Origin of the sequence: Streptomyces purpurascens, assembly GCF_045040895.1 — a bacterium.
GTDB classification, from domain to species: Bacteria; Actinomycetota; Actinomycetes; order Streptomycetales; family Streptomycetaceae; genus Streptomyces; species Streptomyces purpurascens.
This window is the reverse complement of the sequence record NZ_CP108341.1, coordinates 8,135,709-8,160,582: the sequence shown is the minus strand read 5'-3', so window position 1 is coordinate 8,160,582 and position 24,874 is coordinate 8,135,709. Positions and strand designations below refer to the sequence as shown.

The window sequence follows — 24,874 nt, the reverse complement described above, 5'->3', positions numbered from 1 at the left end:
CATGGGCCTGCCGACGGGCGCGATGATATCGAGCCCGTCGAAGAACGCCTCATGTCGTCTCGTGCGGCCTCAGGCCCCCGCATCGGCGGCCTGCGCGCGCTCGGCGTCGCGGGCGGCGAGCAGGGATGCGTGAGTGGGGGCGTCGGGTACGTCGGCCGGCCGGTTCGTGCCGAACTCCTTGCGCAGTACCGGTACGACCTCCTCTCCGAGCATGTCGATCTGCTCCAGCACGGTCTTCAGCGGGAGTCCACCGCCGTCCACGTTGAACAGCTGGCGCTGGTAGTCGCCGAAGTGCTCGCGGAAGGTGAGCGTCTTCTCGATCACCTGCTCGGGCGTACCGACGGTCAGCGGGGTCTGTTCCATGTACTCCTCCATGGAGATCCCGCCGCCCATCACCGGCGAGTTGTCGAAGAACGGGCGGAACTCACGGACGGCGTCCTGGGAGTTGGGGCGCATGTAGGTGTGGCCTCCGAGACCGACGATGGCCTGCTCGGGGCTGCCGTGGCCGTAGTGCGCGTACCGGGCCCGGTACAGGTCGATCATCCGCTTGGTGTGCTCCTTGGGCCAGAAGATGTTGTTGTGGAAAAACCCGTCGCCGTAGTAGGCGGCCTGCTCAGCGATCTCCGGCGAGCGGATGGAGCCGTGCCCGACGAACGGCGGTACGTCGTCCAGGGGCCGGGGCGTGGAGGTGAACCCCTGCAATGGCGTGCGGAACCTGCCCTCCCAGTCGACGACGTCCTCGCGCCACAACCGGTGCAGCAGGGCGTAGTTCTCGACGGCGAGGTTGATGCCCTCGCGGATGTCCTTGCCGAACCACGGGTAGACCGGCCCGGTGTTGCCGCGCCCCATCATCAGGTCCACCCGGCCGTCCGCGAGGTGCTGGAGCATCGCGAAGTCCTCGGCGATCTTCACCGGGTCGTTGGTGGTGATGAGGGTGGTGGAGGTGGAGAGGATCAGCTTCTCGGTCTGCGCGGCGAGGTAGCCGAGCATCGTCGTCGGCGACGAGGGCACGAAGGGCGGGTTGAGCCACGGCGAGTTTCACAGCGACTGGGACTCGGCCGCCGGTCACTTCGCACTGTCGGCCGAGGAACCGGCCGGCGACGCACTGGCTGTGCGTCTGCCGGATGACCGTTGCCCGACCCGATCGCCGCTCCGGCGGGTGCCGGTGGGCCCGGCAGACGGTGGTGCCGACGTTCACGTCCCGGGGGATGAGGCCCCGACGCCAGGGGCCGTTGCGCCCCTACACCCAGCCGCGTTGGGAAGCCCGCATCCCCAGCTGGAACCTGCTCGCCGCACCCAGCCGCTCCTGCAGCTCGCTCACCCGCCGCCGCAGGGTCCGCAGACTCACCCCCAGATGGCGAGCCACCGCCTCGTCCTTCATTCCGGCCGCCAGCAGCCGGGTCAACGTCCTCTCGCTCTCGGAGAGTTCGCCCTCGGCGGCCGCCTGGCCCAGAGGCGTCGCCTGTTGCCAGGCCAGCTCGAAAAGCTTCTGCAGGGCCTCGGTCACCGCCGAGTGCCACACCACGACGGCACAGTAGCCGCCCGCTACGGAGGCGGTCAGCGGCAACAGCGCCCGGCATCCGTCGACCACCAGCAGCTTGAGCGGCACCGATGGCAACACCCGGGCTTGCTCGCCGAGTTCGACCATCCTGAGGGCGCGGGACAGCACCTTCGGATCCTCCAGGCCGGTCGCCGCGTAGATCCCGCGAGAGACGATCCCGCGGCTGAGCAGATCGGCCTGGAGATCCACCTGCGGAGCGGCCGGGGCGAGATACGGCGGGGTGTCGAAGAGGCACACCTCGTGCTCCGCACGCGCGTACATCTCCTCCAGGCGGGCCGCGATGGCGCCCTCGCCGGAGGCCACCTCGACGAGCCGGGACGGCTCTTCGCGCAGCAGGCCCGCCTCGTACGCGGTCGCCATCTCCTCGGCGGTGGCGGCGAGCAGCTCGGACTCCGTCTCGCGCCGCCGGATCAGCGCGCGGATCGCCACCCGGGGGTCGACCGCCCGTAACCCACCCATGGAGTCCGGTGGTTGAAGCAGCCCGAGCGTGAGCAGCCGGTTGCAGGCCTCGCGGACCCGGGCCGGGGAGGCACCGGTCAGCAACGCCCAGCCCGCCGCGCCGGCGTCGGGCTGGTTGAGGACCGCCCGGTACAGCAGCTCGTCGAACGCGGAGACCCCCACCGCGGCCCAGGGGCTCGCGGCGGGGGTCTGCCCTGCCGTGTCGTATGCCGTGTCCACCATGGCTCGACACGGTAGGCGACCTTTGTTAAGGCTGTTGACAGGCCTGGGACACCGCCCGCTTCAGGCCGACCACTTCAGGTCACCTCCTTCGTTCCGTCTACTTCAGACCGAACGCCCGCAGTACGGTCTGGTCGACCGCGTTGCCGTTCCGGTCGGCGGCCCGCACGCGCAGCGACACGAACTCGGCGCCCTTCGGGTGCTTGAGTTCCAGCTCGCCGCGTTTCACCTTCGCCTCCTTCCAGGACGTGCCGTCGTCGTAGGAGACCCATGCCTTCAGGTCAGCGGCCGTGACGCTGCCCGACTGACCGCGCACGGCGAGTCCGAGCGCCGACTTGTGCTTGCGGTCGGCGCGGTTGAGGAGGTCGAGCCCGTCCACGCCGTAGTCGACCGAGATCAGTGGCAGCGCCGTCCGCTGGTCCGTGTGCGCCGAGGTGAAGGACCATTCGGTGTGGGTGCCAGTGGAGTACGCGGCCCAGCCTGCCGTGCGCCGGGCGTCGAGCACGAGGCGGTACGAGGCTTTCGCCGCCGGGACGTCGAAGGTGCCGATTCCGCCGAGTGCGGTGTCGCCGACCAGCTGTCCGTCCTTGTACAGCGTGCCCTTCGCGGTGTCCTGGACGTTGTCCACCGACCCGTAGTGCTCCGGCGCAGAGTCGCTCAGCTCCGGGATCGCGAAGGTGAGTTTGTCGCCGGTGCGCTGGGAGAGGCCGTACTGCTGACTGGTCGCCGGGCGGACGACCTGGCGCAGCCAGTCCTCGGCGGGCAGCTTGCCCGCCTTGTCGAAGGTACGCAGGGAGTTCCACTGAGGCTTGGATGCGTTCGTGTCGGGATAGACGGCGTGCCAGATCCGGCTGTCGGAGACGTTGTAGTACTCGGTGCGCTCCGTGCCGAGTCGTACGTTGTTGGTGGTCGCGATGTCGGCGGCCTGCCAGGGGCGGAACCGGTACACGGCGTCCTTGCCTACCTGGTCGGCCCGGCCCGCGTGGTAGCGAACCGTCTGCTTCACCGTGTTGGAGCTGTTCAGGTTGTATGTCTGGCTGGCCGAGACGGCGTCCGTCTGCGGGAACATCACGTTGTACACGTACGGGCTGACCGCGGTGCCCTTCAGCCTCAGGTTGACCTTCTTCCCGCTCTTGAGCAGGGCCCCGAGCTTCGCGCCGTCCTCGCCGGTGGCGGTCATCAGTGGGATGGTCGCGCTCTTCACCCAGGAGATCCAGTACCCGGGCGTCTCGTGGTAGGCGAGGACGTAACCGGCCCCGGCCGCGGTGGCGTTGGCCAGTGCCTCGTCCGCCGTGGCGCCGGCGCCCACCCGGACGACCGCCACCTTGCCCTTGACGTCGAGCCCGTCGAAGTCGGCCGCGGTGCCGCTGCCCGCGTCCACCGCCCGGACCGTGCGGTCACCGCTGATCTTCACCGGGAAGCCGCTGGACGTCTGTGCGTAGTCGAGGGGCAGCGCGTACTTCTCGGGGCTGGTGACGCTCGCCGTCAGCTCCTTGGCGTACAGACGGAACTTCGAGGAGAACTCGAACATGCCCTCGGTGACCTTCTTGGTGGGCGCCACGTAGATGTGGTCGGTCCACCAGCCCTGGCTGTAGGTCAGGCCCCAGGCGGTGCCCGGGCCCTCCCGGTGCCAGTTGGTGCTGAAGCCCTGGAACTCGGAGTCCTCCTTGGTCTTCGGCTTGATCTCGACCGCCGTGCGGGCGTCGAGGACGACCTCGGTGTTCTTGCCGACCTTGATCTCCGGATCGCCGACGACCGAGGTGGCGACCTCCAGGCCGGCCGCGTCCCGCTGCGAGATCCAGGACGCCATGCTGTACGTACCGGCCGGCACCTTGAACGTGTAGCCGCTGCCGAGGAACCCGTGCGTCTCCGGATACGCGCCGTTCAGCTCCTGAAGCATGAAGATCGACGCCGAGGTGGACGGCTTGCCGTCGCGGCCCACCAGCGACACCTTCAGGTCGTAGGTCTTCGCCAGCTTCTCGAAACCGAGGGCGGTGGTGATCTGGACGCCGTCGGCGCTCGCGGTGATATGGCCCGTGTACCGGCCGGTCGCCTCCGCGGCCGGATCGACCGTGACCCCGATGGTGGCGGTGCCCTTCGCCGGGACGGTCACGGTGTCCGCGTTCAGCGCGGCCTCGGGGAGAGAGGAGGAGACCTTCAACTCCACTGCCTTGTCAGTGGTGTTGGTGTACGTGATGTCCTTGCTGTCCGCCTCGGTGTCGCTCTCCTCGTACCTGCCGAAGCTCAGGGTCGGCGTCGCGAAGACACCCTGGTTGACGGCCCGTACGGCCTCGACCCGGCCGTCGCCCTGTTCGAACACGGAGTTGACGGTGTTCGTCTTCGCGGTGGTCGCCAGCGCCTGCTTGATCTGCTGGCCCGTCCAGCCGGGGTGGGCCTGGGCGACCAGCGCGGCGGCGCCGGCGACATGTGGGGTCGCCATCGACGTACCGCTCGACGTCGTGTAGTACTCGTCGACCGGCGTGCCCATGGCGGTGCCGGCCGCGCGGGCCGCGGTGATGGCCGCGCCCGGTGCGGTGATCTCCGGCTTGACCGCGGAGTCGCCGAGGCGTGGGCCGCGGCTGGAGAACGAGGTCAGCTTGTCGGACTTGTCGACGGCGCCCACCGTCAACGCCGAGTCGGCGATGCCCGGGGTGCCCACGGTCTGCTCGGACGGGCCGGAGTTGCCCGCCGCGATCACGAAGAGGGTGCCGGTGGACGCTGACAGTTCGTCGACCGTCTCACTCAGCACGTCCGAGGGACCCGAAGCCGTGCCGCCCAACGACATCGACACGATCTTCGCGCCGGAGCGCGCCGCCCACTCCATGCCCGCGATGATCCAGGAGTCCTGGCCGTGACCGGTGTTGTCCAGCACCTTGCCGACCAGCAGCTCCGAGCCCGGCGCCACGCCCTTGCGCTTGCCCTCCGAGGCAGCGCCCGAGCCGACGATCGTGGACGCCACATGGGTGCCGTGGCCGTGACCGTCCCGCACCGCCTGGTCCGGCACGAAGCTCTTCGTCTCGCCGATCTTCCCGGCGAGATCCGGGTGACCGGCGTCCACGCCCGTGTCCAGGACGGCGACCTTGACGCCCTTGCCGTCGTAGCCCGACTTCCACACCTCGGGCGCGCCGATCTGCGGCACGCTGACATCGAGGGATGCCTCCACCTTGCCGTCGAGCCAGATCTTGTCGATGCCCTCGCCGAGCCGCTTCGCGGCCTTCGCCGTGGGTTCGGTGCCGAGTGCGGGGGCGATGTCGGCCCAGAAGGCGGGCGACTTCTTCGCGCTCAGCGCGGCGCCGTCGATCGTGGGCAGCGCGAGCGTCCGGCGCGCGCCGTCGGGGGTCGCGCTGCCCTTCGTGTACGTCGCGATCACCGGGGTGGTGCCGGTCTTCGCGTCCGCGTACCCCTGCTGCACGAGCTGGGTGACGTTGAACAGGGCCGGGTCGAGACGGCCCGCGTTCACCAGCGGGATCGCGTCCGCCGGCAGGACACTGACCTCGCCGTCCTTCTCGCTCGACACGAAGGTGGCGGCCGCACGCCCCTTGCCGCGCTGCACGTCGACGGCGTGCTTGCCGTCCGGGCCGACGCTGAGCGACACGGTGTCGCCGGTGATGAGGGTGACGGTCTGCGTCTTCGTGGCCGCTGTCTCGGCGCTGCTCCGCACGGGCGGGGCGTCCGGTGCGGTGACCCGCGGTCCGGAACCGGCCGTGGCGGGCGTGATCGCGCCCGTGAGTAGTCCTGCCGCTCCTGCCACTGCCCAGAGGGCGTGGAGTCTTCGCATGGGTGGCGTCCTCCCCTGAACGCTGACAACGCTTCCGGCTGGTGAGCGGAAGCCAGTGATCAGAGTGAGCGCTGCGCGGAAATCGGCTCAAGGGAATCCTGTGGCCGAGGAGTGCCAATGCCTTCTTCGGCCATGGGAATTGGCGGTTTCCGTGGGTCCCGTCGTCGAACTTCCGTGTTCGCCCGGAGGGCGAGCCCGGGTAGCGCCCGCGTGCGGGAGACCCGCGGCAGGCCGGCGCCGGTGGAACCGGTCTGTCCGGAGCCAGAACATGGAGTCGGAGCGTCGGGGCTGTCCAGCCGAGATGCGGCGGCTGATCGGCATCCTGCGCGACGCGGGCGGCGTAAGAACGCCGAAGGGGCTTCCGTTCCGGAAAATATGCGGCGCAGGTTCGTTCTCACAGCTAATCTTGCGGTGATGCATTGACCGGGACCAAGGCGCCCGGATAGAAAGATCACGACCAGGATCGCGATCGCGAGTCCGGTCCATACAGCTCTGCCCGGGGGATTTCGCTTTGCCGCACACAGATGCACTTCGTCCTGCCCGCGTCCTCGTGGTCGAACCCGCCTCCTCCGGAGGCGCCACCCTGATCGGCGTCGCGGCCGAGATGGGACTGCGGGTCGTCGTCGCCACCGCCGACTCCGGCGACCGCCGGCTCTCCGACGCTGTGCGCGCGGCGGCCGACTCGGTACTGACGGTGGAGACCAACGACCAGGCCGCCCTCGAAGCGGCCGTGCTCGAACTGCACCGGGCCGAGCCGTTCGAGGCGGTGCTGCCGGGCTCCGACATCTATGTGACGGCGACCGCCCGCGTCGCCGCGGCACTGGAGCTGCCCGGCCTGCCCGTGGCGACCGTCGACCGGGTCCGGGACAAGAGCGTCATGCGAGCCGCCGTGGCGGAGGCCGGGCTGCGCACCCCGCGCTTCGCCCAGGCGACCACCGACGCCGAACTGCGCGCCGCGGCCGAGCGGGTCGGCTTCCCCTGCGTGCTGAAGCCGGTCGCCTGCTCCGGCAGCATCCACGTCAGCCGCGCCGACGACCTCGACCAGCTCACCGCCGCGTTCCAGCGGCTCGTGACCGACCCGAAGCCCGACATGGGCAAGCTGCACGAACACCGGGTGCTCGTGGAAGAGTACGTCCAGGGCCCCGAGTTCAGCGCCGACGGCTATGTCCTGGAGAGCGGCGAGGTCACCGTCGTCGCGCTCAGCCGCACGCTGCTCGGCCCCGAGCCCGACTTCGTGGAGCTGGGCCACCTCACCCCGGCGCTCGTCGACGACGCCACCCTGAAGAACGTCGAGGCGTACGTCGGCGACGTCGTCCGCGCCGTCGGCATCACCAGCGGCCCCTTCCACTGCGAACTGCGCCTGAGCGCCGACGGTCCGGTGCTCATCGAGATCGGCGCCCGGCTGCCGGGCGACCGGATCGTGGAGCTGCTGCGGCTCGTGACCGGCGTCAGCCTGCCCAGGGTGGCCGTCGCCACCGCGCTCGGCGTCGGCCTGGAGGCGGCCGGCGCCTTCGCGCGGCCGCAGGCCGAGAGCGCCGGCATCCGCTTCTTCTCCGCCGCGGGCCGCTCCTCGTACCGGGAGCTCACCGGGTGGCCGGAGCTGGAGGCACTGCCGGAAGTCACCGAGACCGCCGTGTACTTCGCGCCGGGCGAGACCATCCCGGGCGTCGAGGACTGCCGCTCGCGCCTCGGCCACGCCCTGTTCACCGCCGACTCGCCGCAGGGCGCCCTGGACCGCTGGCAGGCGCTCGGCGACCTCGTCGTCCCGGCCTGACCCGGCGGTTCCCACCATGAACGCACACATACTCGACTACGCGGCCGTCGGCATCGGCCCCGCGAACATGAGCCTCGCCGCGCTCGCGCATCCGGTCGAAGGGCTGCGCGGCGCCCACCTGGAACGCCGTGAGAGTTTCTCCTGGCACCCCGGACTGCTGCTGCCCGAGGCCACCCTCCAGGTCTCGCTGCTCAAGGACCTGGTGACGCTGGTCGATCCGACCAGCCCCTTCTCGTTCCTGTCGTTCCTCGCGAGTGAGGGCCGGCTCTACCGGTTCCTGGCCGCGGACTTCCCGGCCGTCCTGCGCGCCGAGTTCAACCAGTACCTCCAGTGGGTCGCCGGGCGACTGCCGAGCCTGACCTTCGGGGCGGACGTGCACAGCGTGGACTTCCACGACGGGGCCTTCCATCTCCGCACCGGCGCAAACGAAGTGACGGTACGTCATCTCGTGCTCGGCACCGGTCTCACCCCGTCCGTCCCCGAGCCGTTCCGTCCCTTGCTCGGCCCCACCGTCTTCCACTCCGGGGAGTTCCTGCTGCGGGCCCCCGAGGTGACCGGACAGCGGGTCGTCGTGGTCGGCGGCGGCCAGAGCGGCGCGGAGATCGTGCGCCACCTGGCGGCCGGCGCGGCCCCCAGGAGCATCACCTGGGTCAGCCGGCGCTCGTCGTTCCTGCCGATGGACGACTCGCCGTTCGCCAACGACCTCTACACGCCCGACTACGTACGCCGCTTCCACGCGCTGCCCTCCGACCACAAGGCCCGGCTCCTGGAGCGGCAGAAGTTCACCAGCGACGGCATCGACCTCCAAGTCCTCCAGGACATCTACCGGTTGAGCTACCGCGACGAGTTCATCGAGAACAACCCCGGCAGGCTGCGCTTCCTGGCGGACTGCGCGGTCACCGCGATCGAGGGTGGCCCCGACGAATGGAAGCTCGTCGTCGAGTCCTCGGGCCCGGACGACGCACCCGCTGCGCTCGCCGCCGATATCGTGATCCTGAGCACCGGATACGCCTACGCGCTGCCGGACTTCATGGCTCCGCTGGACGCTCGGCTGCGGCGGGACAACGGGATGCTCGTCGTCGGCGACGACTTCTCGGTCGCATGGGACGGGCCTGCGGAGAACCGGATCTACCTCCAGAACGGCGCCCGGCACTCCTGGGGCGTCGCCGATCCCAATCTCAGCCTGCTCGCCTGGCGCAGCGCGGTCATCCTCAACAGCATCCTTGGTGAATCGAGGTATTCGGTATGACCGCTCGTCAGGTCTCGCAGTTCCAGGCCGAGGCGGTCGGCGCCCTGGTCCCCTTCGCTCCGACCGAGGTGGAACCCGACGGAGTGACCGTCGCCGAGGCAGACTTCGCCCGTTCGGTCTTCCCCCACGTGCCGTTCGAGGCGGCCCGCTTCACCGTGCCGCCGGGCGGGACCAGCTCGCCCGACCAGCACGCGGTCCAGGAGATCTGGGTGGTCCACGCCGGATCCGGCACCCTGGATGTGGACGGCGAACGGTCGCTCGTCGGGCCCGGCTCCCTGGTGGGCTTCGCCTCGCAGACCGTCCACGAGATCTTCGCCGACCAGGGCGAGGAACTGGTGATCTACTCCTTCTGGTGGTCGGCGCCCGATGAGTGAGCGCACCACCGGGACCGGTGAGGCGCCCCACTACGACCTCGCCGTCGTCGGCGCCGGCGCGGTCGGCGCCCTCGCCGCGTACTACGCCGTGCGCCGGGACCCGGGCCGCCGCGTCGCCGTGATCACGCACGCCGGACGAGGGACGGGCGCGACCCGTCTCTCGGCCGGGTTCGACACGCCCACGGGGCACAACCCGGCCCAGCGCGCCCTGGCCGCCCGCAGCACCGCGCTCTTCGACGAGCTCGCCGCCGGACTCGGCGACGCCGGACGCGCGCCGGTCGACGTCCGCTGGCTGGTGGCGCGCGAGAACACGGCCGCGCTCGACGCGACCATGGCCGACGGCGGCCGCACCCGCCCGGTCACCGGGGAGCAGCGGGCCCTGCTCGACCGGACGTTCCCCGGCCTCGCCCACGACGACGACCAAGTCCTCCTGGCCACCGCTTCCATGACGGTCGGTCAGCCCCAACGCCTCACCGACCGGCTCCTCGACGAGGTCCTCCGCCGACCGGACAACACCCTCCTCGAGGGCTTCCGGGTCACCGAAGTACGCCGTACGGGCGGGCGCGTCGAACTGGTCGCCGCCGACGGCAGCCGGATCACCGCCGCCAGGGCGGTCCTCGCGCCGGGCCCCTGGGTCCTCGACGGCCCGGTGGCGGCTGCGGCCCGCGAGCACGGGGCCCGGGTCAAGAAGGTGGTGGCGTTCCACATCATGACGCCGCCCCCGCCGGGCGCCCCGGCACTCGTCCTGGAGGACGCCGACGCCTTCCTGCTCCCCCACCGCCCCGGCGGCCACTGGATCTTCAGCATCACCTCGCCCGACTGGGACCGCGGCCCCGACGAACCGCTCGCCATCGACGCCCGCGACCGGGAACTCGCCCGGGCCCTGCTCGCCCGGCACGTACCGGCATTCCTGCCGCACCTGCTCGGCGGGCGGGTCTTCAGCGACTGCTTCACCCCCGGCCATCTGCCGGTCGTGGACACGGTCGGCGGCGACGACGTGGTCATGGCCATCGGCGGCTCCGGCTCCGGCTACCGACTCGCCCCGGCCATGGCCGAGGACGCACTGAACCTGCTCGACGGGAGACCGCGAACATGAGCCTGCTGACCGGGGACACGCACACCCCCCGGCACTACCTCCTGGTGCCGCCCGAGGCCACGCCCAACGGCCCCCTGCACCTCGGCCACGTCGGCGGCCCCTTCCTGTGGTCGGACATGATCGCGCGGCATCTGCGGGTCCGGGGCGACCTGCCGTTGGTGATCACCGGCAGCGACGTGTACGAGTCGTACGTGGCGCTCAAGGCGCACGCCGAGGACTCCACGCCCGGCGAGGTCGCCGCCCGCTACGGACAGCGCATCCAGGACGACTTGGCCACGATGCGCATCGGGGTCGACGCGTTCATCGTCCCCGACCAGCAGCCCTGGCGAGAGCAGTTCGAGCAGGAGGTCGCCGCCTCGATCGAGCGGCTGACGGCCCGGGGCGCGGTGCTGACGCGCACCGAGCGCGTGCCCCACTGCGGGGCGTCGGACCGCTGGGTGGTGGGCGGCTGGCTCCAGGGCCGCTGCCCCGAGTGCGGTGCGGGCATCGCCAGTTACTTCTGCGAGGAGTGCAGTGCGCACTTCCTGCCCGAGTCGGTCGTCGAGCCGCGCCCCCTGCTCGACGAGGGGCCGCTGACCTGGAGGGAGATCTCCAGCCTCTTCCTGCGGCTGCCGGACCGCGACCTCCTGGACACCACGCTCGTGGACCTGGGCGTCGCCGACCGCTACCGGGCGACCGTGGCACGCTTCCTGGAGCGCGACGGCCTGACCGTGCGGCTGAGCGCCCCGCAGACGTGGGGACTTCCGCTCCCCGCGGCCGAGCCGGACGTGCCCCGCGCCCTCTTCCCGTACGCCGGGATCTTCATGTTCGCCCGCCTCGCCGGCGCCGTCCACGGCCGGCTCTCCGGCACGGGCGTGAACGCCTTCGACCCGGACTCCGGGGTCACCACCATCACCACCCTGGGGGTCGACAACGTGATCCCCACCCTGGTCTCGATCGTCGGCACCAGCCTGCTGCACGGCGACATGAAGCCGTACGACCGGTGCCTGATCAACAACTTCTACCGGCTGGCCGGGCGGAAGTTCTCCACCAGCGCCCGGCATGCCATCTGGGCGGCGGACATCGCCGCGTCGCCCGCCATCGGCGTGGACACCGTCCGGTACCACCTCGCCGGGGCCGATCTGGAGTCCGGGGCGGCGAGCTTCGAGACGGCGGACTTCCTGCGGACCGCGAACGCCACGCTCGCCGACGGCCTCGGCAAACGGATCGACGCCGCCTGGAGCCGGCTGCCCGAAGGGCCCCCGCAGGCGCCCGCCCCGGCCGCCGCCGACCTCCTGGAATCCCTGCTCGCCGAGCAGTCCGCGGCGCTCGACGCCGCCCGTGTCTCGACCCGGCGCGCGGTCGCGGCGCTCGACCGCTGGTGCGCCGACGACGCGGTCGCCCACGCGGCCGAGGACGGCGCCTACTGGTGGCTCAAGGGTCTGTCCCTGCTGGCGTTCCCGGTGATGCCGGACCTCGCCGAGCTCCTCTGGCAGCGCCTCGGCGGCGCCGGAGAGCCTCGCGCGGCGGCCTTCCTCGCCAGGACCCCGGCCCACCGGGACCGGCCCGCGCCCGGCTTCGGCCGGGTGAGCGCCGTCGACCTGGACGCCTGCCTGCCCGACACCCTGCGACCGGGAGCGGACGCGTGACCGACCGGACCACCCCGCTGTACGTCGTCCTCAACCGCTCCGGCGACGAGTTCGGCGAGTACCACCGTTTCCTCGACGGCCACCCCTGCCGGACGGTGTACCTCACCACGCCCGGCGGGCTGCCCGCGCTCGACCAGGACGGGGCGACCGAGGTCCATGTGCGCGACAGCCTCGCCCACGACGACCTGCTGCCCCTCGTACGGGAGATCGCGGACCGGCACGGCACGCCCGAGGCCGTCTTCGGCCAGTCCGAGTACGACATCCTGACGGCCGCCCGGCTCTCGGCCGCACTCGGCGTCCCCGGCGGCTACGGTCTCGACCTCGTCGAGCGGTTCAAGGACAAGCCCGCCATGAAGAGCGCGGTAGGTGCGGCCGGACTGCGGGTTCCCCGGTTCCTGCGCCTCGACGACGCGCCCTCGGCGGAGGCGGTCGTCGACGCCCTCGGCTCTCTGCCCCTGGTCCTCAAGCCGCGCGCCGCGGCGGGCTCCCAGGGAGTCACGGTCGTCCGCAGCGCCGACGAACTGCGCGACGCGCTGGGGGGCGTCGACCCCGAGGCGTACGAGTGCGAGGAGTACGTCGAGGGGGACATCCTCCACGTCGACGGCGTCCGCCGCTCCGGCCGCCTCCACTTCGTCACCGCTTCCCAGTACGTCCACACCTGCCTGGACTACGCACACGGCCGCCCGCTCGGCTCGGTCCTGCTCGACCCGGGCCCCGAGCGCGACGAGCTCACCACGTTCGCCGACCGCTGTCTGCGGGCGCTCGGGCTGCGCGACGGCGCGTTCCACCTGGAGGCGATCCGGCGTCCGGGGGGCGAGCTGGTGTTCCTGGAGGTCGGGCTGCGGCCGGGCGGCGCGCAGGTGCCGTTCCTGCACGTCGACCTCTACGGCATCGACCTGTTCGCCGAGGCGTTCCGGGCGGCCCTCGGCCTGCCCCCGCTGTGGCAGCCGTCCGAACCGGTCGGGCCCCGGGCCGGCGGCTGGCTCATCTACCCCGCTCCGCGCGAGCTGCCCGGACGGGTCGTCGCACGCACCTCGCCCAGGTCGGCCGTCCCCGAGGTCTACCACGAGGAACTGCCCGCGATCGGCCAGATCATGACCGGGCCCGGCAGTTACGACGAGGGCTGCGGGATCTTCCGGTTCCGGGGGCGGAGCGCCGCCGCGGTGCGCGCCGCCGTGCACACCGCGATGGAGGTGTACGGGCTGCGGACCGAGCGGGCCGAGGGAGCTGAGCCGCGTGGCTGAGGCACGCCGGTACGGCGCCGTGCTGCGCGCGTGGTTCCGGGAGACCCTTCCGGCCGCCGGGAACGCGCGCAGACTCGGCGTCCTCACGCTCATCCAGTCCCTGGGGCTCGGGGTGTTCCTCACCTCCAGCGCCGTGTTCTTCACCCGGACCCTCGGCATCCCCGCCCAGCGCGTGGGCCTCGCCCTGTCGGTCGCCGGGCTCTGCGGTCTGGTCTGCACCGTGCCCATCGGCCGGCTCGCGGACCGGCTCGGCGCGGGCCGGGTGCTCACCGTCAACTTCCTGCTCGCGGCCGCCGGCTTCACCGCGTACTGCCTGGTGGACGGCTTCGCCGCGTTCCTCGCGGTCGCCTGCGCCATCGCGGTCCTGGAGACCTCGGCGGGTGCGCTCCAGGCGTCGCTCACCGACGCGCTGGTGGGCGAGGCGGAACGGGTCAGGGTGAGCGCGCAGATGCGCAGCCTGTTCAACCTGGGCTTCCTCGGCGGCGCCGCGCTGGCCGGAGCCGCCATCGCGGCCGGCACCTCGACCGCCCTGTACGCCACGGTCCTGGCCAACGCCGCCCTCCAGTTTGTCTCCGTCGCCGTGCTGCTCAGGATGCGGCTGCCCGCGGGCGCCGGGCCCCGGGCCGCCGCCGAGGCGCCGGGCGGGGTGCTGCGCAGCGCCGCGCTGCGGGACGTGCGCTATGTGGCGGTCGCGCTGGTGTGCGGCGCTCTGGAGCTGTACCACCCGCTGCTGACGGTCGGTCTGCCGCTGTGGATCGTCACCAGCACCGACGCGCCCGCGCTGCTGGTGTCCGGGCTGCTGATCCTGGACACCGTCCTGGTGCTGCTGTTCCAGGTCGCGGTCAGCAGGGGCGCCCGTACCCCGGCGGGAGCGGCACGTATGCTGCGCTGGGCGGGGTGGGCGCTGGGGGCGTCCTGCCTGGTCTTCGCGATGAGCGGGGGGCACGGCGTGCTCCTGGACAGCGCGGCTCTGCTGGGCGGTGCGCTGGTGCTCGTCCTCGGCGAGCTGTACCAGGCGTCGGCGAGCTGGGGCCTGTCCTTCGGGCTCGCCCCGGCGGGCCGGCAGGGGGAGTACCAGGCGGTGTTCTCCCTGGGACGCGGGCTCCAGCAGTTCGCCGGGCCGTGGCTGATGACCTCCCTGGTCGTCGGTGCGGCGGGGACCGGCTGGCTGGTCCTCGCGGCGCTCTTCGCCCTGCTCGGGCTCGCCGCGCCGCCGTTGGTGCGCGGCCTGGAGAAGGCCCGCGCGCGGACGGAGCCCGCGCCGGCCTGAGCGGACCGGCCGGCGCCCGTCCGGACCACATGTGTCACACCCGTCCGACCGAAACAAGTAGGCGAGCCCATGACCGTACAGCGACGACACGACCCGGACGAGCGCGGCTTCGCCAGCGACAACTACGCGGGTGCGCACCCCGAGATCCTTGCGGCGATCGCCCTGGCCAACGGCGGCCACCAGGTCAGCTACGGCGCCGACGTCTACACCGAGCGCCTCCAGGAAGTGGTGCGCGGCCACTTCGGCCCCACCGCGCACACATACCCGGTCTTCAACGGCACCGGCGCGAACGTGGTCGCACTGCAGACCATGCTCGACCGCTGGGACGCCGTGGTCTGCGCCGAGTCGGCCCACATCAACGTCGACGAGGGCGGAGCGCCCGAGAAGGTCGCCGGGATCAAACTCCTGACGGTGCCCGCATGGGACGGCAAGCTCACCCCTGAGCTGATCGACCGTCAGGCATGGGGCTTCGAGGACGAGCACCGGGCCCGGCCCAAGGTCGTCTCGATCGCCCAGTCCACCGAGCTCGGCACCTGCTACACGCCGGATGAGATCCGTGCGATCTGCGACCACGCGCACGGCCTCGGCATGCTCGTCTACCTGGACGGCGCCCGGCTCGCCAACGCCGCCGCCACCCTCGGCGTGCCGCTGCGTGAGATGACCACCGACGCCGGCGTGGACGTCCTCTCGCTCGGCGGCACCAAGAACGGGCTGCTCTTCGGCGAGGCGGTGATCGTGCTCAACGAGGACGCGGTGCGCGGCATGGCTCACCTGCGCAAGACGAGCATGCAGCTGGGCTCCAAGATGCGTTTCATGTCGGTGCAGTTCGAGGCGCTGCTGGGCGGCGACCTCTGGCTTCGCTCGGCGGCCCGCTCCAACGCGATGACCCAGCGGCTGTACGAGGCGGTGCGCGACCTGCCAGGTCTGGAGATCGCCCGCCCGGTGCAGGCCAACCAGATCTTCGCCGTCCTGCCGCCGGCCGTCACCGAGCGTCTCCAGAAGCGATTCCGCTTCTACACCTGGGACGAGCAGGCCGGCGAGGTCCGCTGGATGACCTCCTTCGACACCACCGAGGGCGACGTGGACGCGTTCGCGGCGGCGATTGCGGAGGAGCTGGCGGCGGAGCGAGGCCAAGGGCCGGCGGGCGCGCTGACCGTCGCCGAGCGCGAGGAACTGGTGCAACTGCGCCGTAGGGTCCGCGAGATGGAGGAGACGCTCGAAGCGCTGGGGACGGAGCCTGCCTTCTCCGCGAACCGCAAGACGAAGTAGCCGGCGGCGAAAGCCCGGGAGGTCAGGCGAGCGGCCTGACCTCCGGGCGGGAGAAGCACGAAAAGCACTGCGTCAGGCGTCTTCGGCCAACGAGGATGATTGCATGACGATTACTTCTCAGGCCCGTTCCTTCGACAAGGCCGCCGCCAGCTACGCCGCAAACCGCCCGTCCTATCCGCCTGCTCTGCTCGACGCACTCGAAGAACTCGCCAACCGCCCCTTGAATGGCGCTCGCGTCGCGGACATCGGTGCCGGCACCGGACTGGCGACCGCTCTCCTGCATGATCGTGGTGCACAGGTCATCGCAGTGGAACCCGGTGCCGGAATGGCTTCTCAGTTTTGCCTCCGACTGCCCGAGGTCCCTCTCGTGCTCGGGGACGGCAACAACCTGCCGCTTGCCTCCGAGTCCGTGGACGTCCTCACCTATGCCCAAGCCTGGCACTGGACCGACCGGCGCAAATCCGTCCCGGAAGCACTGCGAGTACTGCGCCCCGGTGGTGCGCTCGCCCTCTGGTGGAACGACTCAGACAGCACGGTCGCCTGGATAGCCGACCAGGACGCCCGCCTTCGCCGCCTCTTCGATGCCGACGACAGCGAACCCGACCCGTTGGCCCGATTCCGCGGGCTGCCACCCGAACTCGGCTTCACTACCCGCCAGGTGTCCTGGGCCCGGAGCGTCCCGCTCGATAGACACATTGCGAACCTCGCCAGCTACTCCGACTTCCTGGTCCTCGGAGAGAAAGCCACCAAGGCGTTCTTGGATGCGGAGCGGGATCTCCTGACTGGCATCTTCCCCAACGGGACGGTCGAGGAGCGCTACGTCGTCAGCTTGGCCGTTGCTCGCTGCTGACGCCGGAATGAACAGGGGGCTGGCCTGGCTCCGGCCGGAGCTTCTGGATGCCCCGACGGAGGAGCCGACCCAACGAGCTTGGCAAAGCCGTCATTTCTCGTGAACACTCATGGCAACGCCGACCGCCGACGGCTGCTGAAACAGGTCGACAAACGCTGTCGTTGGAAGTGAACGGAGCCAGCCGCTCGCCGCTGTGTTGCACCCAGGGCCGACGTCGTCCTCAGCACACCGTCCGGGGTACGCCGGCTCGGCGGTATCGCGCGCGGGCTCTCCGCGTGGGCGATCTGGCGTCTGGAGTCCCCGGCTGCCTGACGGTCGAGGTCACCACCACGCCCGCTTGGAGTGGTGCCCGTCTGCGGGTGCCTCAGCCGGTTCCGAGCCCGGTGCGCAGGAAAGCGGTGGCCTGGCCGATGGCGGCTCGCGTGGCCCGGGTCTCGCTGAGCTCGTTGAGCAGCATGAAGTCGTGGATGGTGCCGTCGTAGCGCACGGTTGTCACTGGTACGCCTGCTGAGCGGAGCTTGGCGGCATACGCTTCTCCCTCGTCGCGCAGCACGTCCGCCTCGTCAACGCACACGAAGGCCGGCGGCAGCCCAGCGACCTGCTCGGTGCTGGCCTGATTCGGCGATGCCGTGATCTCGGCGCGCTGCGCCGGGTCGGTGGTATAGGCGTCCCAGAACCACTCCATCGCCTTGCGGGTGAGGTAGTAGCCGGTGGCGAACTGCTCGTACGACGCGGTGTCCATCGCCGCGTCGGTGACCGGGTAGTACATCGACTGCTGCACGAAGGTGACGTCGCCGCGTTCCTTGGCCATCAGCGCCAGCGCGGCCGCCATGTTGCCGCCCACCGATTCCCCGGCCACCGCCATGCGGCTGGCGTCAAGGCCCCTGGACGCCCCGTCTCGGGTGATCCACTGCGCGGTGGCGTAGCCCTGCTCGATCGCGGTCGGATAGTGGGCTTCCGGCGAGTTCGGGTACTCCACGAACGCAAGCGCCGCGCCGGCGCCCACGGCGAGTTCACGCACGAGCCGGTCGTGGGTTTCGGCATTGCCGAGGATCCAGCCTCCACCATGCATGTACACGATGACCGGCAGCAGGCCAGTAGTGCCCTGCGGCTTGATGAGACGTACCCGGACGTCCCCCACTTGCGCGGGAACGGTGATCCACTCTTCGTCGACCGGGAGTTTGCTGATTGGGGCAGACTGCGCGTCTGCGAGGACCTTCCGGGCATCGGCCGGCGCCATCTCGTACAAGAACGGCGGCGTCGAGAACCCCTCGGCAACATCCTGTGCCGCAGGCTCAAGGACGACCGGGCTGGCAGCAGACATGACAGAACTCCCCACGCGAACTCAGGCATGGACTTGGCCAAGAGCGCGCCACGCAGCACCGGCGCCAGCTCGTCACGCACCGGATCCTCCCGACAACCGGGCAATCGCGGCCTGGTGGCTGCCCGCCACTACGGCACGTCTCCACGTTCGTGACGCTTCCCATCTAACACCTGCAAAAGGGACGCTTCCACTCCGGGTTGATCGCCGTCAGCTGCGCTGCGCAGGTTCCGCGCTCGAGATTCCTTCCGAGTCACGCCCACCAAATCCGTACCCCGACTGCCTTTACAGCGTTGGTTGTGTCGCAGGCGTTAGTGGTCGGTCGAGAGGCTGCCGAGTGCGGCGCGAGCCTTGCGTTCGACAAGGGCGGGAACAAAGTCACGCACGGGCCGGTCCTCGAAGGATGCGTGAGCTGCGGCGACAGCCGCCTCGATCTCGTCCGGGGACCGGGTCGCGCCGTAGGCGGTGAGGCGTTCGGTGACTGCCTGGATGGCCTCTTCCTCGCGTTGATCGATCGCCATCGTGCTCCCCTGACCTGGAAGGCCCGCTCAGCCGTCACCGGCATGCTTGGGCGCGAGCGCGCTCAGATGATCGGTCGAGTGCCGCAGGTCGCTCTCGAGATGGCGGATCATCCTGGCGGTGAGGTGCAGGTCGGCCTGTCGGCCGGAGTGGAAGTGCGCGATCTCGGCTCCGGGCGAACGCAAGGCGCGGCCGGAGCCGCTGCCCGAATCACCGCCCCGCCCCGACCCCCGGAGCGGCGCATCCCGGTACGCGGAGGTAGGTGGAAAGCTTGGTGCATGGCCCTTCGACCATGGCTGGACTTCCGGCGTCCCTGGCGGCCGGGTCACTCACCCGCGCTGGCCGTGATCCCACTGGGACTGATCGTCACGGTCTGTGTGGTCGATGTGCTCTCTCCGCCGCACATCCACCTCGGGCCCTTGCTGGTGGCGGCCCCCGCGATCACCGTGGCGTTCGCCGGCGCCGGTGTGACGGCGCTGATGGGAGCTCTCGCGGTGGCGGCCCAGGTACTGATCGGCGTACTCAGAGGAGTCCTGGCCACCGCCAACATCCAGGCCCAGGTCATTGCCCTGGTCGTCGTCTCCGTCGTCTGCGTCACCGTCTGCGTGGTGCGCGACCGGCGTGAGCAACAGTTGCACCGAGTGCGGTCGGTAGCCGAGGCAGCGCAGAGTGTCCTGTTGCAGCCCCTGCCCACACGCACCGGCCCGCTGCGGATCGCCGGCCTGTACCTGCCCGCCGAGGAAGAAGCCGACCTGGGCGGAGACCTGTACGCGGCCGCACGGACCGCTCACCACAGCACCCGGCTCCTCATCGGCGATGTACGCGGCAACGGCCTGGCCGCGATCAACAACGCCGCCCTGCTGCTCGGTGCCTTCCGCGCGGCCGCACATCGCCAGGCCACCCTCCCTCGCCTCGCCATCCACCTGGACGCCGCATTCCGCTGGGACAGCAGCCAGTGGCGATCACAGACGGAGCAGGACACCACCGAGGACTTCGCCACCGCCATCCTGCTCGACATCCCCGACCACGATCCCGTCGCCCACCTCATCAGCTGCGGCCACCCACCGGCGCTCCTCCTGCAGGGGAATCGCCTCACCCCGCTCATGCCCAAGGCGAGCCACCTCCCGATCGGGTTTGGCGGACCGTTCGGCGTCACCTCCTACGACGTCCAGACGTTCGCCTTCGAGGTCGGCGACTTGCTGCTCCTCTACACCGACGGCGTCATCGAAGCCCGCAACGCCGACGGACTCTTCTACCCCTTCACCGCACGGGTGCCGAAGTGGACCAAGGACGACCCCGACGAACTGCTGCGCCATCTCCAGGACGACCTGCTTGCCCACGTCCACGGACACCTCGACGACGACGCAGCCGTAGTCGCGATCCGCCGCCTCGCAGTCTGACACCCGGCCGCCCGGGCCGACCGCGTGGTCACCAGAGCGCCTGCCGGAAGGCGGACGAGGAGGAATTCGATGGCATGAGCGGCCAGGTCCTCGGGCCAGTCGTCCGGCTGCACGCCGAGTGCCGGATCGACCATGTGGATCCATGCCTCGCGCCAGCGTGCGAAGACGGTGGCGGCAAGGTCCGCATTGCGGAACCGTGACCGGGCGGCTCCAGTTCACGTCGGGTGGCGCGCCCAGGACGCCTCCAGCCCGGCCGTGTGCTCGGCGAGTTGCGGGCGGTGCTCGGTTGCGCTGCGGCCCGCCGTCGTCTCGATGATCGCGGACGCCTCTGCGATCGGCTGGTCGTTCAGCCCGGCCACGAGCTGTTCCAGCTTCCGGTGGGCTTCGATCACTGAGCTTCTTCGAGTTGGCCATCGACCGGGTGACGGTCCACGGAGTGCAACGAGCGAGGCCCCCGGGCTGTTGATCGAGATGTCTGACGTCTCAACCACATTGGCTCCCTGTCTGCTTCCACAGGAGTTTGGCCACCGGCGCCCGCGCCCGCAGGGGCCCTTACATGATCGCCCGGCTCCCTGCCTGTGATCAGGCCGCCTGCTTGCCGGCCAGTTTCTTCGCGGCTGTGATGCGCTTGGGGTCTTCGATGTTCTGGGTCCCGGCTCCCTTGCCGGGGGTGAGTCTCCATTGCCTGAGGGTCTGAGCGACCTGAGCGAGCTTCGTCGAGCTCGGTGAGACGTCGACGAAGAAGGTCGACTCCTTGGCCGGCTCCATGTCGCCGCCCCACTTGATGACGCCCTGCAATTCGGCGAGGATGTCCCGGATCGCCGTGACCTGGTAGGGGAAGAGATTTCCCTTGACGCCGAGCGGATAACTTTCCGGGTACAGCGCCAACGCGGTGCCTGACAGATGGTTGGATTCGAAGTCCGCCTTCACAGGCAGAGCATCGCTGTATCCGATGATCTGCCCGCGGCCCGCTTCGAGTTCGGCGACGTCGTAGTGGAAGCGTTGTGCCACATAGGACAGGACGGTCCCCACATCTCCTTCTCGCAGGGTGACTTGGAGATTCGTTCCCGGGATGTCGTAGGTGGCCGTGCCCGAGGAGGGCCCGGGGAGGACATCCCAGCCGTTCGCCGATCTGGACTTGTTCCACGAGTTGTCGGCGGCTTGGGCGGTGAGGGGGGTGAGAAGGCCTTCCCCGGTGGTGAGCAGTGCTGCTCCGGCCACGACACCGGTGAATTGTTTGAGCACGGTGCGGCGCGAGAACTTGGCGTTCATGAAGTAGCTCCAGGAGATTGTCCGACACGCTTGCGCAGGAAGACGGAGGTGCCGGCCGAGACGAGGGCGGAACCCGCCAACAGGCACACGACCACGTTGATCGACATCGAGACGTACTCCACGGTGGATCCGTCGGAGTACAGGCAGGCACTGCGAAGGGGCCAGTACTGTTGCTTGATGGCTGCCAGTTCGGCTCCGGCGTCGTTCTCGCTCTTGCACAGTTCGGGAAAGGGTCCTCCCAAGATGACCGAGAACCAGCCGTAGCAGTACAGCGCCACCGCCAGGGAAAACAGGATCAGAGCGATGAGCCCGTAGATTTTCGGCAGAGGCAGCGGCGGATGGCTCAGCAGTATGAGGATCACCACGACGCCCACTGCCGCGGTGACCGCGCTTACCACAAGCAACGCGCCCATCAAGATCATGTGAAACTACCCCTTTTCCGCCTTCTGTGCGGCAAGGAACTTCGCTCGGCGGGCCACCTGCTGATCGATGAGATTCTGCAGCGTCTCGGTGAAACCTGCATAGAACTCGCTCATGACGGAGTCGGACTCGTTCCATGGCTCCTTGCCCAGTGGGCAGTTCCGCTGGATGAGGAGCGCACGGGTGGAAGACAGCAGTGTGTCATCGATCTGGTCCTCCAGGAACGCCTTCGCCGTCGTTCCGATGTTGCCCGTGACACCGCCGAACCGGTAGAGCTTGAAGTCGCTGAAACGTGTCAGATGGCCTGTTCCGATGAGGATTCTCTTCAGTTCGTCGACGATATTCGTGCTGCCATTGTTCTTCAGGCGCTCAGCGACCAGGAATCCATCGATGTCCTCGATGAGGTCGCCCAGCGCGAACGTCGATGCGATATCGGGCCGGCACAGTGTCTTGCGGCAGAAGTCCAGTGGTGACGCGTTGTCCGAGCGACTCCATTCGCCGTAGAACGTGAGCAGGTCTCCGCCCCAGCTCGCCAGTTCGGCGCGGTTCGCCTTGCCCACTCCGGCATTTCCCTTGAGGAAGTACCCACTGGCGCTCGCCACCAGGTGGTCCGGATTGACGACGACACCCATCGACGGGTCTGCGTACGCATAGTCTCTCGACCGGCCGATCCCCCGGCCGGAGGCGTAGCTGATGAACGCGTCGTCGACCTCACCGAAGAGCGCTCTCCACCGGGAGTCGGTGTACTTGTCCCAGCGCATGAACTGCAACGAGAGTTCGTTCGGATCGCCCGTACCGTAGGAGACTGCGGCGTCGTACACCTTCTGGACATAGGCGATGAACTCTTCGACCGCTGAGGTGCCCGTGTCGTTGACCGACTTCTGCCCGAAGTCGGATCCGGGGCGGTGCGCCACCCGGTCCAGTCCGAAGGTGTCCGAACCGCTGGTGAAGTCGAACTCCTTGATCTGGTTGAACGTCCAGTTCTGGGGCAGCGGGAAGCCGAGATTGCCGGAGAAGCCGTAGGACATACCGGAGACGTACGCGTACGGCACGTAAGCGCCCCCGGAGACGCTGGCGCACACGTTTCGTGAGCCGTAGACACCGGCTATGTACTTGCTGCCGTTGCTCTTGAGCGCGTCGTTCACGCCGGAGAAGTAGTCGATGATCCGGTCCATGTCCGCCGCGGTGGCGTCGTAGTCGACCGCGAAGTAGATGACCGTACTCCTGTTGAAGCCGTACCCCTCGGCCCGACCGTGCGCCAGGCTGCCGTGCAGGTAGCCATTGCTGTACTTGAAGTCCGCGAGACTGCTTGCGTCGTACTGCCAGATGGGGATGACGTTCAGCCCGGCAGAGAAGATGGCGTCCAGTTCGCCCGGCTGGATCTCCTTGTTCAGGGTGCTTCCGGCCGGCTCGTCCAGGTAGCGGCCCACGGCGCGATATCCCGCGTCGTAGAGGGCTGCTGCCCGTTGGGCGGTGATGGTGAACCGGGTGTCGCAGGCGTTGACCGGGCGATCGGGATTCCCGTAGGAGACGAGCAGCTGTGCCCAGGTGTCGAAGTCGGCCTTGCCGGTCTGGCTGATCGCGGAAAAGCTCTGGAACTTCTTGACCCAGTCCGTGAGGTCCGCGTCGAATGTGTTGCCGAAGGTGGCGATGTCACCACTCGTGTTGGAGGGGCCGTTCGCCACGCACGCACCGGTGAAGAGCTGCACCCACGTGCCGCTGTCGCCCTCCGAGAGGGTGTGGGCCTGCAAGCCGGCGACGGTGCCGGGGCCGAAGACACCGGTGGCCTGGTCCTCGGGGATGCCCGACTCGTACTGGATCCCCTTCATCAGCGCCTGCTGGGCGTCCCGGGAAAAGAATCCGTCGCACGGGCCGATGAAGAAGGTGGACTTCTCGAAGTAGCGGCCGTTGAGCCACTGCTGCATGAAGCGAATCTGTTCCAGTCCGCCGGACAGAAATATATAGGCGTCCATGGTCAGCAAAGCCTTGAACACCTTGGGGCGTACAGTGCCGTCGAGATAGACCGCCGAAAGACCCATGTGCTGCATCATCGTGTTGATGCCGGTCTGAGTCGCCTGGGACATCTGCCCGTCGATGGCGCCCGCGCTGTAGCCCTTGCAGTACATCCCGCACTGGATGATCTTGACGATGTTCTCGTTGGACTCGCCGACCTTGATGGAGCCCTTGGCCTGCAGCTTGGACAGCGTCGTCGGCCCGAACGCATTGGACAGTGCTGTGATGCCGAGTTCGTATTGCAGCGCGCGAGTCAGGGAATACATGGTGTTCCAGCCGGTCTTGCCGTCTTCCGTGACAAGGTTGTAGCCGGACACGTTCTTGTAGGTGGCGTTGACCCATTTCTGAGCCTGGAGCACCATTTCGTCAGCCATTGCCGCAAGCAACCCTTCGTCTTCTGTTACCGGTCGGTGATGCTGATCTGGACCGAGTACGTCGTATCCCGCTCGTAGGTGTTGGCCACCTCGATCTCGGTACGCACACCGCCGCTTTCCGGCGTGGCGCGCACGAGCAGGTCTCCGTACTCCGGGACACGCGTGCGGCCTTCGGAGTGGACCGAAGCCACCGGTGACGGGCGCGCCTGCGGACTGCTCTGCTCCGCGCTCGGAGTCGCCGGCCGCTGCGACGTGCAGGAAGACCACGCGGCGGTGGCCTTGATGGCCTTGTCCTCGTTCATCGACCGCGTCAGGCTGTCCCCGGCGAGCTGCGCGACGATGACACTCTGCCCGGGCGGGCATGGTGTGGCCGGTCGGGACCTCGGCCTCGGCACCGGACAGATCACGCACGGTCTGCTCGGTGTGCTGCCGCAGCGCCGGGCGTGCTCGTAGCCGTACTTTTCGACCTCGGCCCGGTCGGAAATGCCGTAACGGCGTTCGGTGTTGGCGTCGTTGTCGCTGGGCGGCGGGTTGGCGCCCGCCTTCGGCAGCGTCAGGTCGATGCCGTGGTCCTTCATACAGGACTCCATCACAGTCGCCAAGGCCGCGAAGGACGTGGCGCAGGCGGCCGACTTCACCCAGAAGCGGGCACGCCTCATCCCGGCTCCATCGATCGGTCACTGATGTGAAGAGGATCTTCGCACCCCGCGAGTGTCATGACCATGAACTTTGCTTGATCTAGACCCGTCGGGTTCGGTCACGCTCGGGCCAGCGCGCGAACTCC

Annotated in this window: 20 protein-coding genes and 1 pseudogene; 10 read left to right on the top strand and 11 right to left on the bottom strand. The window is 69.4% G+C overall.

What is annotated here, in order from left to right; genetic code table 11:
- Positions 1-69 precede the first annotated feature (69 nt).
- The 3 genes and pseudogenes from OHU35_RS37050 to OHU35_RS37040 all read right to left on the bottom strand — a co-directional run.
- Positions 70-1,023: pseudogene (locus tag OHU35_RS37050) on the bottom strand (CE1758 family FMN-dependent luciferase-like monooxygenase); the annotation flags it as partial.
- A gap of 217 nt (positions 1,024-1,240) precedes the next feature.
- Complete coding sequence (locus tag OHU35_RS37045) at positions 1,241-2,242, bottom strand: LuxR C-terminal-related transcriptional regulator (RefSeq protein ID WP_189722547.1); 1,002 nt, start codon at positions 2,240-2,242, stop codon at positions 1,241-1,243.
- A 97-nt stretch (positions 2,243-2,339) separates the two neighbouring features.
- Positions 2,340-6,017: a S8 family serine peptidase gene (locus OHU35_RS37040; RefSeq protein WP_405508413.1), complete on the bottom strand. Its 3,678-nt coding sequence runs from the start codon at positions 6,015-6,017 to the stop codon at positions 2,340-2,342.
- Positions 6,018-6,567: 550 nt separating this feature from the next.
- On the opposite strand from OHU35_RS37040, the gene OHU35_RS37035 reads away from it, so the two are divergent.
- The 9 genes from OHU35_RS37035 (at position 6,568) to OHU35_RS36995 (ending at position 16,771) form a co-directional block, all read left to right on the top strand.
- The gene (locus OHU35_RS37035) at positions 6,568-7,791 is read left to right on the top strand and encodes an ATP-grasp domain-containing protein (protein ID WP_405508412.1); all 1,224 of its coding nucleotides are present in this window, start codon (positions 6,568-6,570) and stop codon (positions 7,789-7,791) included.
- A gap of 16 nt (positions 7,792-7,807) precedes the next feature.
- Positions 7,808-9,040 (top strand): lysine N(6)-hydroxylase/L-ornithine N(5)-oxygenase family protein, encoded by a 1,233-nt coding sequence (locus tag OHU35_RS37030; protein WP_405508410.1) that lies wholly within the window; start codon positions 7,808-7,810, stop codon positions 9,038-9,040.
- The gene (locus tag OHU35_RS37025) at positions 9,037-9,414 is read left to right on the top strand and encodes a cupin domain-containing protein (RefSeq protein ID WP_189722580.1); all 378 of its coding nucleotides are present in this window, start codon (positions 9,037-9,039) and stop codon (positions 9,412-9,414) included. Before OHU35_RS37030 ends, OHU35_RS37025 begins: the two co-directional genes overlap by 4 nt.
- Positions 9,407-10,510 (top strand): NAD(P)/FAD-dependent oxidoreductase, encoded by a 1,104-nt coding sequence (locus OHU35_RS37020; protein WP_405508408.1) that lies wholly within the window; start codon positions 9,407-9,409, stop codon positions 10,508-10,510. The genes OHU35_RS37025 and OHU35_RS37020 overlap by 8 nt, the downstream gene beginning before the upstream one ends.
- Positions 10,507-12,138, top strand: coding sequence for a class I tRNA ligase family protein (locus tag OHU35_RS37015; protein WP_359889802.1), 1,632 nt, complete (start codon positions 10,507-10,509; stop codon positions 12,136-12,138). The genes OHU35_RS37020 and OHU35_RS37015 overlap by 4 nt, the downstream gene beginning before the upstream one ends.
- The gene (locus tag OHU35_RS37010) at positions 12,135-13,382 is read left to right on the top strand and encodes an acetyl-CoA carboxylase biotin carboxylase subunit family protein (protein ID WP_405508406.1); all 1,248 of its coding nucleotides are present in this window, start codon (positions 12,135-12,137) and stop codon (positions 13,380-13,382) included. Before OHU35_RS37015 ends, OHU35_RS37010 begins: the two co-directional genes overlap by 4 nt.
- The gene (locus OHU35_RS37005; protein WP_405508404.1) at positions 13,375-14,652 is read left to right on the top strand and encodes an MFS transporter; all 1,278 of its coding nucleotides are present in this window, start codon (positions 13,375-13,377) and stop codon (positions 14,650-14,652) included. Before OHU35_RS37010 ends, OHU35_RS37005 begins: the two co-directional genes overlap by 8 nt.
- A 69-nt stretch (positions 14,653-14,721) precedes the next feature.
- Positions 14,722-15,921: a threonine aldolase family protein gene (locus tag OHU35_RS37000; protein WP_405508403.1), complete on the top strand. Its 1,200-nt coding sequence runs from the start codon at positions 14,722-14,724 to the stop codon at positions 15,919-15,921.
- Positions 15,922-16,024: 103 nt separating this feature from the next.
- Positions 16,025-16,771 (top strand): class I SAM-dependent methyltransferase, encoded by a 747-nt coding sequence (locus OHU35_RS36995; protein ID WP_189722586.1) that lies wholly within the window; start codon positions 16,025-16,027, stop codon positions 16,769-16,771.
- A 364-nt stretch (positions 16,772-17,135) separates the two neighbouring features.
- Here the strand turns inward: OHU35_RS36995 and OHU35_RS36990 are convergent, their stop codons facing one another.
- From OHU35_RS36990 to OHU35_RS36980, 3 genes are all read right to left on the bottom strand, one after another.
- Complete coding sequence (locus OHU35_RS36990; protein WP_359889787.1) at positions 17,136-18,095, bottom strand: alpha/beta hydrolase; 960 nt, start codon at positions 18,093-18,095, stop codon at positions 17,136-17,138.
- A 308-nt stretch (positions 18,096-18,403) separates the two neighbouring features.
- Positions 18,404-18,613 carry a three-helix bundle dimerization domain-containing protein gene (locus OHU35_RS36985; protein WP_189722588.1) on the bottom strand — a complete coding sequence of 70 codons (210 nt, stop codon included), beginning with the start codon at positions 18,611-18,613 and terminating at the stop codon, positions 18,404-18,406.
- A 27-nt stretch (positions 18,614-18,640) separates the two neighbouring features.
- Positions 18,641-18,796, bottom strand: a complete 156-nt coding sequence (locus OHU35_RS36980; protein WP_308400953.1) for a luciferase family protein — start codon at positions 18,794-18,796, stop codon at positions 18,641-18,643.
- 93 nt (positions 18,797-18,889) lie between these two features.
- On the opposite strand from OHU35_RS36980, the gene OHU35_RS36975 reads away from it, so the two are divergent.
- A complete protein-coding gene (locus OHU35_RS36975; protein WP_359889783.1) occupies positions 18,890-20,011 on the top strand; it encodes a PP2C family protein-serine/threonine phosphatase in 1,122 nt (373 codons plus the stop codon).
- A 215-nt stretch (positions 20,012-20,226) separates the two neighbouring features.
- On the opposite strand, the gene OHU35_RS36970 is transcribed toward OHU35_RS36975, so the two are convergent.
- The 5 genes from OHU35_RS36970 to OHU35_RS36950 form a co-directional block, all read right to left on the bottom strand.
- Positions 20,227-20,403, bottom strand: coding sequence for a hypothetical protein (locus OHU35_RS36970; RefSeq protein ID WP_189722591.1), 177 nt, complete (start codon positions 20,401-20,403; stop codon positions 20,227-20,229).
- Between the two features lie 190 nt (positions 20,404-20,593).
- On the bottom strand, positions 20,594-21,283 hold the full coding sequence (locus tag OHU35_RS36965) for a hypothetical protein (RefSeq protein ID WP_405508400.1): 690 nt from the start codon (positions 21,281-21,283) through the stop codon (positions 20,594-20,596).
- On the bottom strand, positions 21,280-21,705 hold the full coding sequence (locus OHU35_RS36960) for a hypothetical protein (RefSeq protein WP_189722592.1): 426 nt from the start codon (positions 21,703-21,705) through the stop codon (positions 21,280-21,282). Before OHU35_RS36960 ends, OHU35_RS36965 begins: the two co-directional genes overlap by 4 nt.
- Before the next feature lie 6 nt (positions 21,706-21,711).
- Positions 21,712-24,090 carry a glycoside hydrolase domain-containing protein gene (locus tag OHU35_RS36955; protein ID WP_405508398.1) on the bottom strand — a complete coding sequence of 793 codons (2,379 nt, stop codon included), beginning with the start codon at positions 24,088-24,090 and terminating at the stop codon, positions 21,712-21,714.
- A 26-nt stretch (positions 24,091-24,116) separates the two neighbouring features.
- A complete protein-coding gene (locus tag OHU35_RS36950; RefSeq protein ID WP_189722594.1) occupies positions 24,117-24,749 on the bottom strand; it encodes a hypothetical protein in 633 nt (210 codons plus the stop codon).
- Positions 24,750-24,874: the final 125 nt, after the last annotated feature.

Bases quoted from the DNA above. Each gene is read 5' to 3' on its own strand.
- OHU35_RS37045 (WP_189722547.1), bottom strand. From the start codon at position 2,242: ATGGTGGACACGGCATACGACACGGCAGGGCAGACCCCCGCCGCGAGC.
- OHU35_RS37040 (WP_405508413.1), bottom strand. From the start codon at position 6,017: ATGCGAAGACTCCACGCCCTCTGGGCAGTGGCAGGAGCGGCAGGACTA.
- OHU35_RS37030 (WP_405508410.1), top strand. From the start codon at position 7,808: ATGAACGCACACATACTCGACTACGCGGCCGTCGGCATCGGCCCCGCG.
- OHU35_RS37025 (WP_189722580.1), top strand. From the start codon at position 9,037: ATGACCGCTCGTCAGGTCTCGCAGTTCCAGGCCGAGGCGGTCGGCGCC.
- OHU35_RS37020 (WP_405508408.1), top strand. From the start codon at position 9,407: ATGAGTGAGCGCACCACCGGGACCGGTGAGGCGCCCCACTACGACCTC.
- OHU35_RS37015 (WP_359889802.1), top strand. From the start codon at position 10,507: ATGAGCCTGCTGACCGGGGACACGCACACCCCCCGGCACTACCTCCTG.
- OHU35_RS37000 (WP_405508403.1), top strand. From the start codon at position 14,722: ATGACCGTACAGCGACGACACGACCCGGACGAGCGCGGCTTCGCCAGC.
- OHU35_RS36995 (WP_189722586.1), top strand. From the start codon at position 16,025: ATGACGATTACTTCTCAGGCCCGTTCCTTCGACAAGGCCGCCGCCAGC.
- OHU35_RS36990 (WP_359889787.1), bottom strand. From the start codon at position 18,095: ATGTCTGCTGCCAGCCCGGTCGTCCTTGAGCCTGCGGCACAGGATGTT.
- OHU35_RS36985 (WP_189722588.1), bottom strand. From the start codon at position 18,613: ATGGCGATCGATCAACGCGAGGAAGAGGCCATCCAGGCAGTCACCGAA.
- OHU35_RS36975 (WP_359889783.1), top strand. From the start codon at position 18,890: ATGGCCCTTCGACCATGGCTGGACTTCCGGCGTCCCTGGCGGCCGGGT.
- OHU35_RS36965 (WP_405508400.1), bottom strand. From the start codon at position 21,283: ATGAACGCCAAGTTCTCGCGCCGCACCGTGCTCAAACAATTCACCGGT.
- OHU35_RS36960 (WP_189722592.1), bottom strand. From the start codon at position 21,705: ATGATCTTGATGGGCGCGTTGCTTGTGGTAAGCGCGGTCACCGCGGCA.
- OHU35_RS36955 (WP_405508398.1), bottom strand. From the start codon at position 24,090: ATGGCTGACGAAATGGTGCTCCAGGCTCAGAAATGGGTCAACGCCACC.
- OHU35_RS36950 (WP_189722594.1), bottom strand. From the start codon at position 24,749: ATGAGGCGTGCCCGCTTCTGGGTGAAGTCGGCCGCCTGCGCCACGTCC.